17 protein-coding genes are annotated in these 19,186 nt (G+C 61.4%); all 17 read right to left on the reverse strand.

The features are described from left to right. Window positions 1-159: 159 nt before the first annotated feature. Window positions 160-2,406 (reverse strand): polyribonucleotide nucleotidyltransferase, encoded by a 2,247-nt coding sequence (locus AB5767_RS00005; RefSeq protein WP_055309899.1) that lies wholly within the window; start codon window positions 2,404-2,406, stop codon window positions 160-162. A 149-nt stretch (window positions 2,407-2,555) separates the two neighbouring features. Continuing rightward, a complete protein-coding gene (gene rpsO / locus AB5767_RS00010) occupies window positions 2,556-2,834 on the reverse strand; it encodes a 30S ribosomal protein S15 (protein WP_035138510.1) in 279 nt (92 codons plus the stop codon). A gap of 138 nt (window positions 2,835-2,972) precedes the next feature. Next, window positions 2,973-3,722: a DNA repair protein RecO gene (gene recO / locus AB5767_RS00015; protein WP_368132283.1), complete on the reverse strand. Its 750-nt coding sequence runs from the start codon at window positions 3,720-3,722 to the stop codon at window positions 2,973-2,975. A 15-nt stretch (window positions 3,723-3,737) separates the two neighbouring features. Further along, the gene (gene era / locus AB5767_RS00020) at window positions 3,738-4,805 is read right to left on the reverse strand and encodes a GTPase Era (RefSeq protein ID WP_368132284.1); all 1,068 of its coding nucleotides are present in this window, start codon (window positions 4,803-4,805) and stop codon (window positions 3,738-3,740) included. Between the two features lie 12 nt (window positions 4,806-4,817). Next, window positions 4,818-5,195: a diacylglycerol kinase family protein gene (locus tag AB5767_RS00025; RefSeq protein ID WP_117797781.1), complete on the reverse strand. Its 378-nt coding sequence runs from the start codon at window positions 5,193-5,195 to the stop codon at window positions 4,818-4,820. 9 nt (window positions 5,196-5,204) lie between these two features. Next, the gene (gene ybeY / locus AB5767_RS00030; protein ID WP_368132285.1) at window positions 5,205-5,714 is read right to left on the reverse strand and encodes an rRNA maturation RNase YbeY; all 510 of its coding nucleotides are present in this window, start codon (window positions 5,712-5,714) and stop codon (window positions 5,205-5,207) included. Beyond that, a complete protein-coding gene (locus AB5767_RS00035) occupies window positions 5,711-6,697 on the reverse strand; it encodes a PhoH family protein (protein WP_055285155.1) in 987 nt (328 codons plus the stop codon). Before AB5767_RS00035 ends, ybeY begins: the two co-directional genes overlap by 4 nt. Next, window positions 6,678-7,970, reverse strand: a complete 1,293-nt coding sequence (locus AB5767_RS00040) for a MiaB/RimO family radical SAM methylthiotransferase (RefSeq protein WP_368132286.1) — start codon at window positions 7,968-7,970, stop codon at window positions 6,678-6,680. The genes AB5767_RS00035 and AB5767_RS00040 overlap by 20 nt, the downstream gene beginning before the upstream one ends. 9 nt (window positions 7,971-7,979) lie before the next feature. Beyond that, window positions 7,980-9,128, reverse strand: coding sequence for a molecular chaperone DnaJ (dnaJ, locus tag AB5767_RS00045; RefSeq protein ID WP_035138517.1), 1,149 nt, complete (start codon window positions 9,126-9,128; stop codon window positions 7,980-7,982). Window positions 9,129-9,209: 81 nt separating this feature from the next. Beyond that, complete coding sequence (locus AB5767_RS00050) at window positions 9,210-10,313, reverse strand: DnaJ domain-containing protein (RefSeq protein WP_198019965.1); 1,104 nt, start codon at window positions 10,311-10,313, stop codon at window positions 9,210-9,212. Window positions 10,314-10,371: 58 nt separating this feature from the next. Further along, window positions 10,372-11,604, reverse strand: a complete 1,233-nt coding sequence (gene hemW / locus AB5767_RS00055; protein ID WP_368132287.1) for a radical SAM family heme chaperone HemW — start codon at window positions 11,602-11,604, stop codon at window positions 10,372-10,374. Window positions 11,605-11,606: 2 nt separating this feature from the next. Further along, window positions 11,607-12,650, reverse strand: a complete 1,044-nt coding sequence (gene dusB, locus AB5767_RS00060; RefSeq protein WP_368132288.1) for a tRNA dihydrouridine synthase DusB — start codon at window positions 12,648-12,650, stop codon at window positions 11,607-11,609. 4 nt (window positions 12,651-12,654) lie between these two features. Further along, a complete protein-coding gene (gene lepA / locus AB5767_RS00065; RefSeq protein WP_368132289.1) occupies window positions 12,655-14,466 on the reverse strand; it encodes a translation elongation factor 4 in 1,812 nt (603 codons plus the stop codon). A gap of 96 nt (window positions 14,467-14,562) precedes the next feature. Beyond that, window positions 14,563-14,829: a 30S ribosomal protein S20 gene (gene rpsT, locus AB5767_RS00070; RefSeq protein ID WP_022094714.1), complete on the reverse strand. Its 267-nt coding sequence runs from the start codon at window positions 14,827-14,829 to the stop codon at window positions 14,563-14,565. Between the two features lie 133 nt (window positions 14,830-14,962). Further along, on the reverse strand, window positions 14,963-15,925 hold the full coding sequence (holA, locus tag AB5767_RS00075) for a DNA polymerase III subunit delta (protein WP_368132290.1): 963 nt from the start codon (window positions 15,923-15,925) through the stop codon (window positions 14,963-14,965). Window positions 15,926-16,002: 77 nt separating this feature from the next. Continuing rightward, the gene (locus AB5767_RS00080; protein ID WP_368132291.1) at window positions 16,003-18,306 is read right to left on the reverse strand and encodes a DNA internalization-related competence protein ComEC/Rec2; all 2,304 of its coding nucleotides are present in this window, start codon (window positions 18,304-18,306) and stop codon (window positions 16,003-16,005) included. Next, complete coding sequence (locus AB5767_RS00085; RefSeq protein ID WP_117797773.1) at window positions 18,303-19,016, reverse strand: helix-hairpin-helix domain-containing protein; 714 nt, start codon at window positions 19,014-19,016, stop codon at window positions 18,303-18,305. The genes AB5767_RS00080 and AB5767_RS00085 overlap by 4 nt, the downstream gene beginning before the upstream one ends. Between the last annotated feature and the right edge of the window lie 170 nt (window positions 19,017-19,186).

Consider the following 19,186-nt stretch of genomic DNA (forward strand, 5'->3'; position numbering starts at 1 on the left):
GTTTATCGCGAGTTCCGCACGAACAGGAGGCCACTTAATGTGGCCTCCGTCGTGAGCAGGACTGTAGAGCAGGAAACTTTATCCGCGGACCCCGCCGGGAATAGCAAAAGGGCGACCCCTGTCCGGGGTCGCCCTTGTTGAACTGCTTATGTGCGGCTGTTACTCGGCGTCGTGGTGACGGCGGGGCTTGCGGCCTCCGTTGTCGCCGGGACGGCGCGGACGGTCGCTGCGCTCGGAGCGCTCGCGTCGCGGACGCTCACGGCGCTGGAAGTGCTCGCCGTCGCCCTCGGAGGCACCCTCGGCGCGAGCCGGGGCCTCGGGCTTATCCAGACGATCGAGCGAAATCTTGCCGCGGTCATCGACTTCGATGACGACGACCTTGACCTCGTCGCCCACATTGAGGACGTCCTCGACCTTCTCCACGCGACCCTTGGCGACGCGGGAGATGTGCAGCAGGCCGTCCTTACCGGGCAGCAGGTTGACGAAGGCGCCGAAGGGCTGGATGGAGACCACGCGACCGGTGTACTCCTCGCCCGGCTCGGGAACCTTGATGATGAGCTTGATGCGCTCGACGGCCTGGTCCACGGACTCGCCGGTGCCGCCGACAAAGACGGTGCCGTCCTCCTGGATGTCGACCGAAGCGCCGGTCTCGTCCTGAATACCGCGGATGACCTTACCGCCGGAACCGATGACGTCGCGGATCTTGTCGGTCGGGACCTGGATGGAGACGATGCGCGGAGCGGTGCTGCGTGTGGTGTGGCGCGGCTCGGGGATCACATCGAGCATCTTCTGCAGGATGAAGGCGCGACCCTCCTTGGCCTGCTGCAGGGCGCGGGCCAGGATGTCGAAGGTGAGGCCGGTGGCCTTGTTGTCCATCTGCAGGGCGGTGATGCCCTCGGTGGTGCCGGTGACCTTAAAGTCCATGTCGCCCAGGAAGTCCTCGAGACCCTGGATGTCGGACAGGACCACGGTCTTGCCCTCCTCCTGGATCAGGCCCATGGCGATACCGGAGACCGGGCGCTTAATGGGCACGCCGCCGTCCATAAGGGCGAGCGTGGAGCCGCAGGTCGAAGCCATCGAAGAGGAGCCGTTGGACTCCATGACCTCGGAGACGACGCGGATGGCGTAGGGGAACTCGTTCTCGTCGGGGAGCACCGGAAGCAGAGCGCGCTCAGCAAGGTTGCCGTGGCCGATCTCGCGGCGCTTGGGGCTGCCCATGCGGCCAGTCTCGCCGGTGCAGAACGGCGGGAAGTTGTAGTGATGCATGTAGCGCTTGCCCTCGGTAGGCTCGATGGTATCCAGACGCTGGCCCTCGTTGAGCATGCCGAGCGAAAGAACCGAGAGCACCTGGGTCTGGCCACGCTGGAACAGGCCGGAGCCGTGAACGAGCGGCAGGTAGTTGTCCTTCACCATGATGGGGCGGATCTCATCGGCGGCACGGCCGTCGACACGCTCACCGGTCTCGACGACCATGGTGCGCATGGCCTTCTTCTCGAGCTTCTTGAGCGCCACGGGGATCTCGCGCTCCCAAGCGGCCTGCTCCTCCTCGGTGAACTCGGCGCGGATGGACTCCTTCAGAGCCTCGACCTTACCGATACGGGAGAGCTTGTCGGCGTCACGAAGGGCGGCTGCCATCTCGTCGTAGTGGGCGAAGATGCGCTCCTGGACCTCCTCGACGGGCTGGTCGAGCGGGTACTCCTTCTTGACGATGGGGCCGTTGACCTGCTCCCACTCGGCGACGAACTCGTCCTGAGCCTGACAGAAGGCAGCAAGGGCCTCCTGGCCAAACTTCATAGCGGCGAGCATGTCGTCCTCGGAGATCTCCTCGGCGCCGGCCTCGACCATCGAGATGAAGTCGGCAGAGCCGCCCAGCTCCAGGTCCAGATCGGAGTTCTCGCGCTCCTCGTAGGTGGGGTTGACGATAAACTCACCGGTCTCCACGTTACGGCCAATGCGCACGCAGGCAAGCGGGCCCTCGAAGGGCACGCCGCCGAGCGTCATGGCCAGAGAAGCACCCATGACGTTGATGACGTCGAAGGGGTTGACCTGGTCGGCGACGAGCGAGGTGGCGACGATGTGCACCTCGTTGCGGAAGCCGTCCGGGAAGCTCGGGCGAATCGGACGGTCGATCATGCGCGCGGTGAGCGTGGCCTTCTCGCTGGGACGGCCCTCACGCTTGAGGTAGCCACCCGGGATGCGGCCGGCGGCGTACATCTTCTCGTTGAAGTCGACGGTCAGCGGGAAGAAGTCGTAGTTCTTGCGCTCCTTGGAGACGACCACGGTGTCGAGCATGGTGGTGTCGCCCTGCTTGACCAGGCAGGCGCCGGTGGCCTGCTTGGCAAGCTCGCCCGACTCAAAGGTGTAGGTCTTGCCGTACAGCTCAAAGGTCTTGGATACAAGTGTCATTGTTCTCCTTTACCCCACAGGCCCCTTGCCTGCGGGCTTCTCATGTGACGCAGGCCCCCTGCCCCCGCCACGCTTCAGAGCGTGATTGTTCACGCCCTTACACAAAAAGAGCGCCCCGCTGCGCAGGACGCTCTTAGCATGTACAAATCCTACTGGATGTTGTCGCGGATGCCCAGAGCCTTGATGAGCTCACGGTACTCGACGATGTCGTTCTTCTTGATGTAGGAGAGAAGACGACGACGACGGCCGACGAGCATGAGCAGGCCACGACGGGTGTGGAAGTCCTTCTGGTGGGACTTCATGTGCTCGGTCAGCTCCTTGATGCGCTCGGACAGGATGGCGACCTGAACCTTGGGGTTGCCGGTGTCGACCGGGGTGTTACCGAACTGGGCAGTCAGCTCCGCCTTGCGCTCTTTGGAAACAGTCATTGTTTCACCTTTCGTTTTGCGTCGCCATCGGGCGACTCGATTCGCCTCGGACTGGGAAGCCGCCGGTGGAGCGAGCAACCAAGGTCGAGGTACCAACAGGTCGGTATGTTACCACAAGCAGCCCGCGCCTGCGCATCATCACCGACCCAACATGAATTCCATCGCACGGAGGCGCTGATCGGTGTGCGTCGCAGCCCAAACATGCGAAAGCCCCAGCAAAAAGGCTGCGGTATGCGGGTCGATTCGCTCGGCCAAAAGCGCATCGAAGGTCATGGACATGAGGGCGCGCAGCCATGCGGCCTCACCGGTCGACACCAGTTCGACACCTGGAACGCTCGACGCGCACGACCCGCACATGAGGCCGCCCGCCTGGGGCGAAAAATACGACAGCATGGGGTCTCCGCACAGCACGCAGGCCGAAAAATCGGGTCGATAGCCAACGTGCGACAGCAGCTTAAAGACATATGCCGCCACAAGTAGGTCCATATGCGCCGTGTCGAGCCCGCTGCCCACCAGGGCAAGCGCTCGCTGCGTTATAGCAAAGGTAAACGGGTCCTCGGCGTCCTCGAACGAGCACACGCGCGCGACCTCGGCGATCGCGCTTGCGGCGCAGGTCGTCTCGTAATCGGGCGCAGCGCCGAGCGGCGCCTCCATAAGCTCGGCCTGAGAAACCACGTCGAGTGACCGTCCATGCGCGAGCAGCATATCGACCGTACAGAACAGCTCGCAGCGCGCAGCCAGGCGTCCGCCGGGTTTGCGGGCGCCCTTTGCCACTGCACGAACCTGCCGTCCCCGCTCGTCAAGCATCGTCAAGATCAGGTCGGTCTCTTTGAGCTTAGTCTTATCGAGCACGAGCACTTTCGTGCGATATGTCCGGGAGCCTGCCATGCGCGCCGCGCGTCCTTAGTCCTCGGCGTTATAGCCAAAGCGGCGAATCTGGGCCTCGTCGTCGCGCCAGCCGGACTTGACCTTCACGTCCAGCTCCAAAAAGACCTGCGTGCCAAAGATGCGCTCAAGATCGCGACGGGCGTCGATACCGATATGCTTGATCATCTCGCCGCCTTTGCCGATGATGATGCCCTTTTGGCCCTCGCGCTCGACGTAAATGGTGGCGTGCACGCGCAGCACCTTCTTGGTCTGCTCGAGCGCATCGCAGATCACGCCAACGGAGTGCGGAATCTCATCACGGGTGCGGCGCAAGACCTTCTCGCGCACAAACTCGGCAACGAGCGTCTCATCGGAAGCGTCGGTACCCATGTCCTCGGGGAACCAACGCGGACCCTCGGGCAAAAAGTGCGCAACGGTCTCGATAAAGGCATCGACGTTGAAGTTCTTGACCGACGACGTCACGATCTCGTCGTCATATTCCATGAGCTCGTGGGCGGCCTTAAGCTGCTCCATGACCTGTGCGGGGTCGGCCTCATCGGCCTTGGTAAGCACCAGGACCTTCTTGCAACGAGCGCATCTGACACGCTCGGCAACCCAGGCGTCTCCCCTGCCGATGGGCTTGGTGGCATCAATCAAAAACGCGACGACATCGACATCGTTCAGCTCAAACAACGCGCTCTTGTTGAGCTCGGAACCCAGGCCGTCCTTAGGCTTGTGGATACCCGGGGTATCGACAAAGACCAGCTGGTAGCCGGGGCGGTTGACGACGGCACGCATGCGGCGGCGAGTCGTCTGGGCCACCGGCGAGGTGATGGCGACCTTCTTGCCGTAACAGGCGTTGAGCAGCGTGGACTTGCCGGCGTTGGGACGACCGACCAGGGCCACAAAGCCGCTGCGGAAACCGGGCTCCACGTCGCCAAAGCCCGCGAGGTTGTCGTCCTCGTCGCACAGGGCGTCGAGTTCCTCGTCGCTCATACCCTCAAACGGGTCGAACTCCTCGACATCCTCGAGCTCCTCGGTATCCACCGCGTCCAGGGACTCGTCGTCCAAAATCTCATCGGTAGGCTGCATATTGTCGGACATGGGAATCCCTTTCTAAATAAAGTCGAGCGCGTGGGCAAATACCAGTACGCCCACAATCGCGGCGGTGATGGAAAGAACGTATACAGAGGCGGCGGCGATGTCCTTCGCACGCTTGGCCAGCGGATGGAGCTCTTGGGTCGCTAGGTCGACGATAGCCTCCATAGCGGTGTTGCACAGCTCGCCGTGAATCACCAGGCCACAACAGATGATAATCGTGGCCCACTCGGCAATGTCGAGCCCCACGATACAGCCGGCAATGACAGTGCACACGCCCGCCACGAGCATCACCTTAATATTGCGCTCAGTCTTGACTGCGGTGACAAAGCCCTCCATGGCGTAGGAAAACGACTTTAAGAAGGACGGATGGTCCTTGTTCGATCCGGGAATCATAGAAGGCTCCTAGTCGTGGGCGTGGTTGGTGATGGGGCCGACGTGGACTAGCTTTGGGTCCTCGCCGCGCTCGAGCGCCAGATCGCGCAGGATCGCGTCCTCGCGGGCCTCCATGACCTCGGCTTCGTCGTCCTCGATGTGGTCATAGCCCAGCAGGTGAAGCATGCCGTGAACGAGCATCAGACGACACTCGTCAGCGGGGCTATTGCCAAAGCCGGGGGCCTGACGGGAAATAACCTGCGGGGCCAAGATGATATCGCCGAGCTCGAGCGTCTCATCGGCGGGAATGTCATCGTCAAAGGCCGAATCGCACTCAAACGAGAGCACATCGGTGGTGCGGTCGATACCGCGCCACTCGTGGTTGAGCTCGTGCATCTCGTCCTCGTCGACATACGAAAGGGAAATCTCGACTTCACGTTCAACGCCCTCGGCAGCAAGCACAACTTCGCAGATGTGCCCCACCTCCTGTGCGTCGAGCAGCGTATCGAGCTCGGCATCGTTGCTGATCAATACACTCAACGGGACTCCTTTCGGTCGCGCGGGCGCTGCTCGCGCACGTCATCATAAGCATCATATGCCTCGACGATACGTCCCACCAAGGCATGGCGCACCACGTCGGCGCGCTCCAGGTGCGAAAATGCGACATCGTCGACACGGCCCAAAATCTTCTCGACATCGGCCAAACCACCACGACGACCCACCAGGTCGCGCTGGCTCAGGTCGCCGGTAATCACAAACTTGGAGTTGAAGCCCAGGCGCGTCAGGAACATCTTCATCTGCTCGGGCGTGGTATTTTGCGCCTCGTCGAGCACCACGAAAGCATCGCTCAGCGTGCGGCCGCGCATGTAGGCAAGCGGGGCGATCTCAATCACGCCGCGCTCCATAAGCTCATCGGTGCGCTCGCGATCCATCATGTCAAAAAGGGCATCGTAGAGCGGACGCATGTAGGGATCGATCTTTTCCTCAAGGGTACCGGGCAAAAAGCCCAGGTTCTCCCCCGCCTCGACAACCGGACGTGTCAAGATCAGACGGCCCACCTCGTGACGCTTGAGCGCGGCAACGGCGAGCGCCATAGCCAGATAGGTCTTACCGGTACCGGCAGGACCCAAGCCAAACGTGATGGTATGCGAGCGGATGGCATCCACATAGCGCTTTTGCCCGAGCGTCTTGGGGCGAATGACGCGGCCGCGATACGAAAGCAGCACGTCATCGCGAAGCGACGTAGCCTCGTGCTCACCGTCGCGCAAGACAGCCAGGCAGCGAGAGACATCGTCGGCAGACAGCGTGCGCCCGGCGGCCGCCTCGCGAAAAGCGTGCTCGAAAAAGCGCGCCACGAGTTCGACCTCGTCCGGGTCGCCGCTCACGGCGATGCTATCGCCACGGGCGACCACATGAGCGCGAACCAAGCTCTCGAGCGCACGAAGGACGCCGTCGCCGGCGCCCAAAACGCGCGAGGGATCAATTCCCTCGGGAACGGTAAGTCTAATCTTCGAGGCTTCCATGAACCTCCCTGCGTGCATGGACCAAGCCGGAATCATCGACTCCGATGATAGCAACATCGAGCAGGCACGGGGCTGTAAGTCCACAGGTATCGTCAAGACGGGCATGATGGAACGAGCCGAGCGTCAGGTTGTCGCCATACTCGAGCACGGCACGCTCGACCGTGCCCACGCGACGGCGAGCGTCGGCAATAGCGAGCTCCTGTGCGGAGGCCCGCATACGGCGGCTGCGCTCGGCCATAACCTCGGGCGGAACCTGGTCGGGCATGTCGGCAGCAAGGGTACCGGGACGCTTGCTGTAGCGGAACACGTGCATACGCGAGAAACCCACACGGCGGCACAGCGCCAGCGACTCCTCGAACTCCTCGTCCGTCTCACCAGGGAAGCCGACAATAACGTCGCAAGAAAGTGACGCCTGCGGCAGATTGGCGCGAATCATACGCACCGTGTCCTCAAAGGCCTCCGCACTATAGGGACGGCCCATGCGATGCAGGGTCGCCGTGCAGCCGGACTGCACGGGCAGGTGCAAAAACGGGGCGATACGCTGCGGATAGCGCGCCATAACCTTAAGCAGGCGCTCAGAGATATCCATGGGCTCGACCGAGGAAATGCGCACATGCGGAATAGACGTGCGCTCCATGATGGCCTCGAGCAGCTCATCGATTTCGACGTGCTCGTCGGTCGCGCTCTTGCCATCGTAGGCACCCAGGTTCACACCGGTCAGCACCACCTCGGGTACGCCGGCCTCCTGGGCCTCACGAACTTGCTCGAGCACGGACTCGACGGGCACGGAGCGCTCGGGGCCGCGTGCCTTCCACACAATGCAATAGGTGCAGCGATGGTTGCAGCCGTCCTGAATCTTCACGCCCAGGCGAGAGCGACCGAGCGCATCGACCACCTCGCCATCGCTGCAGGCGGGAACGCTATCGGATTCGACACCCAGCACCTCGCAGACGCGCTCGGCGACGTCAATCTTGGACGGCTCGGCGATCACGCGATCGGAGAGCTCCAGCAACTCCTCGGGATGCAGGTTGACGACGCAGCCGGTTACGACCACGTAAGGGTCGTTAGGATGGGCCAGCGCATGACGGACGGCCTTACGGGTCTTGGCCTCGGCCTCGCCCGTAACGGCACAGGTGTTAATGACGATCAGATCGGCATCCTGGGGATCCACAATAGCAAAGCCCAGGCGCATAAGATCGGCAGTGATACGGTCAGACTCAACCCGGTTGACGCGGCAGCCGAGGTTGACGACGGAAATATGGGGTGCGAGCACGCGGGCTCCTTAATCGAGGATATCGTCGAGGGCACTCTTGATACGGTCGGTCACCGACTTCTTACCGGAAGCGACGTCATCGCCCATCTCATCGGCAAAAGCACGGAGCAGCTCGTGTTGCTTATTGGAAAGATTGGTGGGAACGACCACGCGCAGTTGCACGATCAGGCGACCACGCGAACCGCCACCGCCAATGCGCGGCATGCCGTAATTATTGACGCTCACGGTGTCGCCGTACTGTGTACCAGCAGGGACCGTCACCTTGACGACCTCATCGGGCATAATGCCCTCGACCTCGATCTCGCAGCCGAGCGCTGCCTGCGCAATCGAAATATCGCTCACGAGGTACAGGTCGTCACCGTTGCGCTTAAAACGCTCGTGGTCGGCGACGCGCACGTTGACGATCAGGTCGCCCGAGGGCTCGCCGCGAAGGCCAGCCTCGCCAAAGCCGCTCACGCGCAGCTGGCGACCGGTCGAAACGCCGGCGGGGATATCGATGTCGATCTTTTCATGCGAAGGCGTGCGGCCCTGACCGTCGCAGGTCTCGCAGGGATGATCGATGACCGTGCCCTCGCCGTGGCAGTCGGGACAAGGCGAAGAGGACTGAACCTGGCCCAGGAACGAACGCTGGACCGTCGTGACATAGCCCGTGCCGTGGCAGCGGCTGCACTGCTTTTCCTGCGCGCCCTCGGCCCTACCGGTGCCATTGCAATCCTCACAGGGAGCAAGGCGGTCATAGCTGATCGTCTTTTTGCACCCGAGTGCCGCCTCCTCGAGCGTCACCGAAAGGGAGATGGCCATGTCGCGGCCGCGACGACGCTCACGGCGATTTCGGGCGCCACCGCCGGCACCGCCGCCAAAGAACGACGAGAAGAGGTCGTCCATGCCCATGCCGCCAAAGATATCGTTAATGTCGACGTAGCCCGAACCACCAGGGCCGTCGGCAATGCCGTAACGGTCGTAGTTAGCACGCTTCTGCTCATCGGAAAGAACGGAATATGCCTCGTTGAGCTCTTTGAACTTGGCCTCGGCCTCGGGGTCGTCCGAAACGTCCGGGTGTACGGTACGGGCCTTCTTTAGAAACGCGCGCTTAATCGTCCGCGCGTCGGCATCCTTGTCGACGCCAAGCACCTCGTAGTAATCCCTATTTTCCGACACGACCGAATCCTTCCGACTTTCATTATTGTCACAGTGCGTCCTATACCCAAGCTGGGCCGGCCGCAAACAGAGGGTTTGATGTTATTGCATTGCGTAGGGTGAAAGCATGGCACGTTGCGAGCAGCTCGCAAACCAAACCGACACGAGCGCAAACATAAATCCGTTGGCAAAACCGTTGGCAAACTGCATCGCGCCGCGCTTCCACCACAGCAGGCTGCGGTGCAGCACGCCGTCCGAGAGCACCATGAACAGGCCCATGGCAAACGGAATAAAGCACATCACGGCAAAGGCCGAGAACACGCCCGAGATGGCCGATAGCACCAAAAACGGCGCCACGATGCCCATCAGGTAAAAACCGGTACGGGCCTTGCCTTCCAGGCGCTCGGCCTCAACATGGGCGCGACCGACCAGATCACCGCCAGAGGCGCCGTTGGTGCCGGCGTGACCCATGCCGCCAATACGGACCTCGTCGCCATCGTGCGTGCCGGCGGGAAACTCAATCGTCTGCTCGGAGGTCACACGGGTCCGCCCGCTGCCGCCGCAATCGGGACAGGGGTCGGCGACGACCTTACCGGAGCCACCGCACTCAGGGCAGACCGACTGGAACGTGCCGGCACCAAACAGAAAGGACAGGTCGACATCGATGTGACCGCGACCGCCGCAGCTCGGACAGGTATGTGCATGCTCGGACGAAACAGAGCCCGAACCACCGCAGTGACCACAGGTATCGAAGCGCGTATAGCGGACGGTCTTGCGGGCACCGCCCTTGGCCTCCTTGGCGTCGAGTTTGATATCGACGACCACATTGGCGCCGTTCTCGGGATTGTAAGCAGCCTGCCCACGACGCTGCTGGCCCCAAGCGCCGCCAAAGGGAAAACCGCCCTCAAAGGGATTGCCATAGCCTGTGTTGCCGGCGTAGCCGCCACCATAGGGCGAAGCCGTAGGAGCGCCGGCAAAGGGATTGCCCGAGCGCATGGCGTCGTAGCGCGCACGTTTTTGCTCATCCGAAAGCACGGCGTAGGCCTCGGAAACCTCTTTAAACTTTTCCTCGGCATCCGGCTCTTTGTTGACGTCCGGATGGAGCTTGCGGGCCTTTTGCTGAAAGGCCTTTTGAATATCACGCGAGGTGGCGTCCTTGGAGACACCCAGAATCTCGTAGTAATCTTTTTCGTTCATCGTCGCCATGCGCGGCAACCTCCTGCTCACAGCAGCGTATATATTCCGGTAATTCTACCCGAGCGGCCTAAGCTAGATCCCAAAACAGCTCGAACAGAACATTTCCATCGAGCCAGCCCAAGTGTGTCGGCGCCAGACGAGCTCGAACATAGCCCGCGACGACATCTGCCGAAGTGAAAGGTCCCTCATGGACCCCGAGCGTCTCGGGCACCCAAGTGGCAAGACCCAATTCGAGCGCGCGATCGCAGGCAGCTGCCAGCTCATCGGCCGGGATGACGCAAGCTGCACGAACCAACAGGTCGGACGCAACACCGCCCGTCATGCGACAAGACAGCATCAGGTCTTCAGCCGCAGCCTCACGCTGCGACAGATATTCGGCCTCAAACGCCGTCGCGTCATCGTCACGTTGCACCAGACGCACGCGGTACGAATCGCCTCGAGAAGACACGCCGGGAAACAAACCTACAAGACGGTCGAAATCCTCGGCGTCGAGCATGCCCGCGGCGGAACGACCCAGGCCCAAATAGCCCTGGTCGGTCCAGTAGGCAATGTTATGGGCGCACTCATGTCCGTCGAGCGCATAGCTTGCCACCTCATACGGGTGATAGCCGGCCGCACCCAGACGCTCACGCGCCACATCCATGCACGAAGCTTGAAAATCCTCGTCGGGCTCGACCGACTCGTCGCGGCACGCCATGCGATAAAGGGGAGTCCCCTCCTCAAGCGTGAGCGGGTAGACCGACACATGATGCGGAGCCGCCGCCAGCACGCCATCGAGCGTGCGCTTCCAACTCGCTGCGGTCTGCCCGGGAAGTCCGCACATAAGGTCGCACGACACGTCAAGCCCAGAGTTCTTGACCGTCGCGATGGCGGCAAACGCCCGATCGGCATCGTGAATACGGCCGATGGCGGTAAGTTCGGTGTTATCGAGCGTTTGCACGCCCAGAGAGACGCGTGTGACACCAACCTTGGCAAGCGCAGTGGCAAGCTCGGCGGTCAGCGACTCGGGATTGGCCTCGCAGGTAAACTCAACGGGAGCGCACCACGCACGAATACGCCGCGCCAGCTCCACCAGGCGCTCCCCCGCCAGCGACGGCGTACCGCCGCCAACATAGACGGTGCGGATATGGTCAAGGGCCCCAGCCTTGCCAAAAGCATCGAGGCGCGCGAACAACTGCTCAAAATAGACATCGAGCGCAGCACTCAGGTCGCACGGAGAAAAACTGCGCGAGTCAAAGTCGCAGTACCGGCACTTTTGGGCGCAAAACGGCACGTGCACGTACAGCGCGGTAACGGCCACCCTTAAGCCTCCAGCGGATTAGGGGGCACCGATTCGCCGGCGGCAAGGGCAGCCTCGCAGGCCACCACATCGCGCTCGATATCATCGACCAGTGCCATAAACTCCTCGTACGTGGAGCAGCGCACCACCTGAGCGCGCCAGGCGGCGGCATGGGGCATGCCCTTTAGATACCAGCTCGCGTACGTACGGGCGCGCGACATAAGCGGCAGAAGCTCGTGCGTCAACGTCAGGTGCTCACGCAGAGCCTCCAGGCGCTCGACCGAGGAGCGAGAAGGAACCGGCGTGCCATCGAGCGCAAGGGCGCGAGCATCACCGAACACCCACGGATTGCCGTAGATGCCGCGCGCGATAAACACCGCGCTGGCACCCGAGCCTTGCAGATGCTCAGCAGCGTCCTCGGCCGAGAACACATCACCCGAACCAATCACGGGAATCTCGACAGCGTCGGCAACCTCATCGACGACAGACCAATCGGCCTGGCCCGTATAGAGCTGCGTGGCACAACGACCGTGCACGGCGACTGCGGCGGCACCGGCGCCTTCGAGCATCTGGGCAAACGTCGCGGCATTACGGTCCTCGGCATAAAAGCCCTTGCGGATCTTTACAGTCACGGGCACATGTGCCGCGCCCACCGCCGCCTCGACGATCTTCTCGGCCAGATCGGGCGTGCGCATAAGCGCCGAGCCCTCGCCCTTGGTAACGACCTTGCGCGCCGGACAAGCCATGTTGATATCAATCAATGACAGGCGATCGCCCACGCGTTCCTCGACAGCAGCGACGGCACTCGCAAACTGCTCGGGCTTGGAGCCAAAGAGCTGCACGCAAATCTGCTGCTCCTCGTCGGCCGGTAGCACCAGGCGCCAGGTCTTGTTGCTGGCATAGGCAAGGCCCGCCACGCTCACCATCTCGCTATAGGCAAGGTTGGCACCGCGGCGGCGGCACATGATGCGGTAGGCAGGGTCGGTCACGCCGGCCATGGGAGCCATAAGGAACGGCTGCTCGGCATAGGCACCCAGCAACCGCGTACTGTATTCACAAAGCGCCATGGACCTACTCGTCCACCTTGAGGATCGCCATAAAGGCCTCCTGCGGGACCTCGACCGAACCGATGGCCTTCATGCGCTTCTTGCCCTCTTTCTGCTTCTCGAGCAGTTTGCGCTTACGCGAGATATCGCCGCCATAGCACTTGGCCAAAACGTCCTTGCGGCGCGCCTTGACGGTGGAGCGGGCGATAATCTTGTTGCCGATGGCACCCTGAATAGGCACCTCGAACAGCTGGCGCGGAATGATTTCCTTGAGCTTGTCGCATAGACCGCGGGCCAGGCCATAGGCCTTGTCCTTGTGAACGATAAACGAAAGCGCGTCCACCTCGTCGCCCGAAAGCAAGATATCGAGCTTAACGAGCTCGGAGGGACGGTACTCGTTGAACTCGTAGTCGAGCGAGGCATAGCCCTTGGTACGGCTCTTGAGCTGGTCAAAGAAGTCCAAGATGAGCTCGGCGAGCGGCATATCGAAGCGCATCTCGACCGATTTGCTCGTCAGGTGGATCATGTCGGTCGTAACGCCGCGGTGCTCGATGGCGAGCTGCATGACGGCACCCGTGTACTCAGGCGGGCAGATGATCTTTGCCTTGAGGTAGGGCTCCTCAATGCGCTCGATGCGCGTAGCCTCGGGCAGATCCTGCGGGCTGCGGACATCGATCATCTCGCCATCGGTCTTGTACACGTGATAGTCCACCGAGGGGCTCGTGGCAATGAGGTCAAGATTGAACTCGCGCTCCAGGCGCTCCTTGACGACCTCCATATGCAGCAGGCCCAAGAAGCCCACGCGGAAGCCAAAGCCGAGCGCCACCGAGGTCTCGGGCTCCCACACCAACGACGGGTCGTTGACGTGCAGCTTATCGAGCGCGTCACGCAGGTTCTCGTAGTCCTTGTTATCGATCGGGAACAGGCCCGTATAGACCATGGGCTTGGCCTCGCGGTAGCCGGGAAGCGGCTCGGGGCAGGGATTCGACGCCCACGTGAGGGTATCGCCCACGCGAACGGCCTCGGGGTCCTTCAGGCCCGTGACCACGTATCCGACCTCGCCGACCGTGAGCGCGTCGACCGGGGTCTCGGCGGGACGCTTGACGCCCACGCCATCGACCAAAAAGTCGCCCTTTGCCTGCATCATGCGCAGGGTATCGCCCTTTTTGATTGAGCCGTCAAAGACGCGCACCGTGGCGACGACGCCACGATACTCATCGAAGTACGAATCCAGGATAAGTGCCTTGAGCGGCGCGTTCGCATCGCCCTTGGGCGGGGAGATCAAAAAGACAATGGACTCCAGCAGATCGTGGATGCCCTCGCCGGTCTTGCCCGAGACACACACGGCATCATCGGCAGGGATCGCCAGGTCATCCTCGATCTCGGTCTTAACCTCATCGGGATGGGCCGAGGGCAGGTCGATCTTGTTGATGGCCGGCACAATGTCCAGATTGGCGTTCATGGCGAGCGTCGCGTTGGAGACGGTCTGCGCCTCGACGCCCTGCGTGGCGTCGACAACAAGCACCGCGCCCTCACAGGCTGCCAGCGAGCGCGAGACCTCATAGGTAAAGTCCACGTGGCCCGGCGTATCGATCAGGTTGAACTGATACGTCTCGCCATCGTCGGCGTCATAGGACACGCGAACGGCATTGGACTTGATCGTAATGCCGCGCTCGCGCTCGATATCCATGGTGTCGAGCAGCTGCGACTCCATGTCGCGCTCGTCGACGGTATGGGTGAGCTCGAGGATGCGGTCACTGATCGTTGACTTGCCATGGTCGATGTGCGCAACAATCGAGAAGTTGCGGATGTGGGAAATGTCATTTGAAGTATTCATGCGGACTATCTTACCCGAGCGATACAAAAAATGGAGCCTGTTCCATAAAACAGGCTCCATTTATGCGCGTAATCTGTGTGGTGTGAAATTTACAACTTAGGCGTTGATGCTGTTCACGAGCTTGGCAAGACCGGACTTGCGGTTGGAAGCCTGGTTCTTGTGGATAACATGCTTGGCGGCAGCCATGTCGAGACGCTTGGTGACGGTCTTGAGGGCGGCCTGGGCCTTCTCGGCGTCGCCCTCGGCGACGGCGGACTGGACGTGCTTGGTCAGCGTCTTGAGCTCGGACTTGACAGCCTTGTTACGCATGCGAGCTGCCTCATTGGTGCGGATACGCTTCTTCTGAGACTTGATGTTTGCCACTTCTGGAGTTCCTTTCGAGTTCCTTGCAAAAAATGTATGACACCTCTGAGACACGGTGAGGTCATGCAAGCGCCTACTATAGCACGCTCCCCCCCAAAGGGATAGAACGAATTTGTCAAATAGGCAGGTATCATCACGATTTTCTCAAGATGTTCGTAATCCAGAGCAAAAGCGCGGTCCGAGAATCGGCCGAACCCTTGAGCGCGAGCTCCACATCGACCGCTCCCTCGAGCGCTGCGACGAGCTCTGCCATCGAAAAGCGGCGAGCCCAGGTCAGGTGATTCTTGACCTGCCAGGACTGGAGCTTAAGCGTTGCGGCCAGCTCACGACCCTGTCCGCGCGCATCGAGCGCCTTGGCAACGATAAGCTCGCGAATACGGCCGCACAGCAATGTGTAAGTCCACACGTAGCTCTTGGCGGGCAGTAGATTGAAGAGCTCGAGCGAGCGGCGCATGTCACGGGCCGAGACCGCATTGAGAAAGTCCCAGGGCTGAACCTCGGCCGTACGTACAATCCAGCGCTCAACGTCGGCAAGCTCAATCTGGGGCGCCTCGACCATCTGGGCAAGCTTAGCCAAATCGTTATCGAGCATGCGAGTGTTTTCACCCGAACGCGAGACGAGTTCCTCGGCGGCCGCCGTCGAGATCGACTTGCCATGCTGCGTCGCCATCTGCTGAACGCGGCGCGGTAGCTCCCAGCGCTTGGTGCCGGAGCAATCGATCACGGCCTTCTTGTCGATCTTGGCGATCGCCTTATACAGGCGCGTGTTCTTGGCAAGCGAGTCGGCGATGATGAGGCAGACCGTTGTGGGGCTGGGACTTGCGAGGTACTCGACGAGCGGCTCCGAGACAGCCTTAGCGAGCTTTGAGCAGCCATCAAGGATTACCAGGCGAAACTCGCTGCCCATCGGAAAGGTGTTAAGCGATCCGATAATGGACTCGATATCGGGGTCCTTAGTCATGTCGCGCTCGTCGAGGTTAAACTCGACCATACCCGACTTTTCCAGACGCGCTTTCATACGCGAGACGGCGTGATCGCGCTTGACTCCGTCGGTACCGACGATCAGATATGCCGGCAGCAGACCGGTTTCGGACATTGCGCTCCCCTCCCGCAGGCCTTCGTATTCGTTCCGTGCCATTCTAGCCCAGGGGCCACCACACGCCAACGACGTCGTTACGGTCGCTGGCATCGCATCGCAAAGCCATTCGCAGTCGGCGTGACGGTAATGTCGCCGTGTTCGATAGTGCACGCGAACACGCCGCCCGCTTCCTTAACGGCATCGATGCAGGCATCGGACGGATGGCCGTATCGATTCCCTTCGCCCGCACTCGCGAGGGAAAGCTCGGGCTTCAGGACGTCCAGCAACTCATCATCGACCGAAACCTTAGAGCCGTGATGCCCAAGTTTAAGTATGTCGATATCCCCCACCTCCTGCACGAATTCCCGTTCTTGGTCGATCTCGGCATCACCGGTGAGGAGCATACGCAGGCCCTTGCCTTCCTGAACATAAGAGAGCAGCAGGACAAGCGAGTCCTCATTGCCCTCGCCATCCACGGACTCGAATGGCCACATCACGCGGGCGCAAAATGAGCCGATATCGACCGTATCCCCACGGCGCACCTGCCGATACTCCACGCCAGGTCGGTTCAATACCTCGGCAGGAGCATCCTCCAGCGCATCCGCCGCCACGGCAATCGTACCGACCGAAAACTGTTCGAGCACGGCAGGCAGACCACCCCAGTGATCCTCATCCCAATGCGTCACAAAGACGGCATCGATATGGTGCACGTTATTGCGAACCAACGCCGCCACCACGCGCTCGTCGAGCCCGCAGTCGACGAGTGCCACTGCACGGCCCTGGCGGATAAGAATCGCATCGGCCTGGCCCACATCGAGCACCGTCACAGAAGGCGGAGCGAATCGATCCCAGTAGACGTACGGAATCGCAGCCAGGAACACCAGACATGCAAGCCCCACCGCCACAGAACGTGCACGGGGACGCGGCCACCAGACCAGCAGCACCGCCAGCAAACACGGCACTAGATAAATCCACATGCTATCGGGCGGCACGCTCACGGATGCACCCGGCACGGCGGCAAACAGCTGCTCGAAGAACAGCGCGCAACGGGAGGCAATCATGGGCACAACGAGCGCCCAAGTCCGCAACGGTGCCACGAGCGAAAAGGGAACCAGCACGATCGACACGGCAAGCAGTACGCTCACCACCGGACCGATGACCGCATTTGCCAGCGGAGCAATGAGCGAGAACGTACCGAAGGCAGGAATGGTAATGGGAAGTGTCGCCAGTTGCGAGCACAGCGTGACGGAAAGCATGCTGGCAACGCCCGATGGCACACCCAGCTCGCCCAAAGCGTAGGTCGCATAGGGGCAAAAGCACAGAATGGCTAAGACGCTGGCACATGAAAGCTGAAAGCCCATCTCGAACGGCACCGTCGGCCGCAGTAGAACAAAGATGGACATGGTAACAAAGAGTGCCGAAAGGCCGTGCCGGCGACGCCCCGCGCCGTTTACGACAAGCGTCGCGAATACCATGCAGCACGCGCGCACGGCCGAGGGAGACGCGCCCGTAAAGGCAGCGTAGCCCACAAGCGTTATCGCCAGTATCGCCCGCTGAAGACCAGGTGAGCACCGAGTCTTTTGCAATAAACCCTCGATTACAAACCCCACGATAGCCAAATGGCTACCCGAGACGGCGATAAGATGCGCCGTTCCCGTCACCGAAAACCAGTCGCCCGCCGGCTGGGCGCGCAGCTCGGCCGAACGACCGCAGACGACACCGGCTATGAGCGCACGCGCCGGGTCGGTCGCAGCCGCGATGGACGCAAGCAGCCCATTTCGCAGCCGAAGCAGCGGCCCCGGAGAGCCCTCATCGACCGACACAATCCGAACGGCTTTAACCTTGCGCACCTCGCCTCGGAGCACGCGCGATCGTCCATACGCATCGTTCTCAAAACGTGAAACGCGACCGATAACACGCACGTGCGCCCCGACCTTGAGCTCGCGGTCAAACGATAGGCGAACCGTTGCCAGGTTCTTACCGTCCGCGCGTGCCTCGCAGGTATAGGAATACACGTCGTCGTTTATGGATGGATCACCCTGCACGACAAACTCGAGGCTGCTTGCCGCTCGACCATCGAGCGCCTTCGAGGCACTCAGCGTGCCCACAGCCCACCACACCGAGACGACCGCTCCCGCCACGAGACCGACGGACGCGGCATACAGCCACCGCTTCCAAGGGGCAAGCCGCGCACAAGATTGAGCCAGCACAACGAATACCGCCGCCGCAACGGGAATGGCCCATAGCGGCCCGACCGCCGGAGCCCGCTCCCTCAGCAGCGCATCAGCGACCATGTTGAGCACCAAGACGCAGCTCATGCACATGCCGGCACACAGGGCCATCGTCCACGGCATCAGGGGCCGCGGAGGCATCACGTGCTCGCGCTCGGTCGCACTCATACGCAGATGCAATCTTTGATTTTGGCAAGCTTCTTCTCGCCGATTCCCGACACACGCATCAGATCGTCAACCGAAGAAAAAGCACCGTTCTTTGTCCGCTCATCGATAATCGACTGGGCCATGGAGGGGCCGATGCCCGAAAGCGTCTGCAGCTCTTCTGCGCTTGCCGTATTGATGTTTACTAGGCCTGTTGCGCCACCCGCGCCCGATGATGCGGAAACCCCACCATCAACACCGGCTTCCGCAATGGACGCCTGCTGCTCCCCTACCGTTGGAACATGGATTTTTTGTCCATCAGTGACCTTAGATGCCCGATTGAGCCCCGTAACGTCTGCCTCGGGCGCCAGCCCGCCGGCAGCATCAATCGCCTGAGCCACCCGCGCGCCGTCCTTGAGACGATATACGCCGGGCGACACAACGGCGCCATCAACATCGACATAGACCTCTGCCGCAGCAGACGCCTTAGGCGAAGAGCCTTCGGATGTCTTTCCGCTCGAAGCATCGCCGGATCCCGGCTCCACCAACGAGCCCGAACCATCAGTCCGCTCAAAAGACACGCCGCTGGCACCGCCGCCAAGGTTCGCCATCGCCAAGCCGCTCGCCATCGCAATGACAACCAGTATCGCCATCACCACTGCCTTATGACCGAGCAGCTTGTCCGCCAAGCGGTCCATCCGTTTGACCCGTTCGTGTTGTTCGCGCTGCGCCATAGCAAAACCTCCCAACAACATCGTGTCAGGAAAAGAGCCCTGCAACAGCCACGCTCCAAAACCGGTTTTAGCGGTCAAACCAAAAGCTGACCAAAACCTTGCACAAATCTGTCCATTTATTCAAGCACACGTCAGCAAATGAACACTTAGCCGCAAAATGCCCAGATAGC

The organism is Collinsella aerofaciens, from assembly GCF_040926265.1.
Lineage (GTDB): Bacteria > Actinomycetota > Coriobacteriia > Coriobacteriales > Coriobacteriaceae > Collinsella > Collinsella aerofaciens_BB.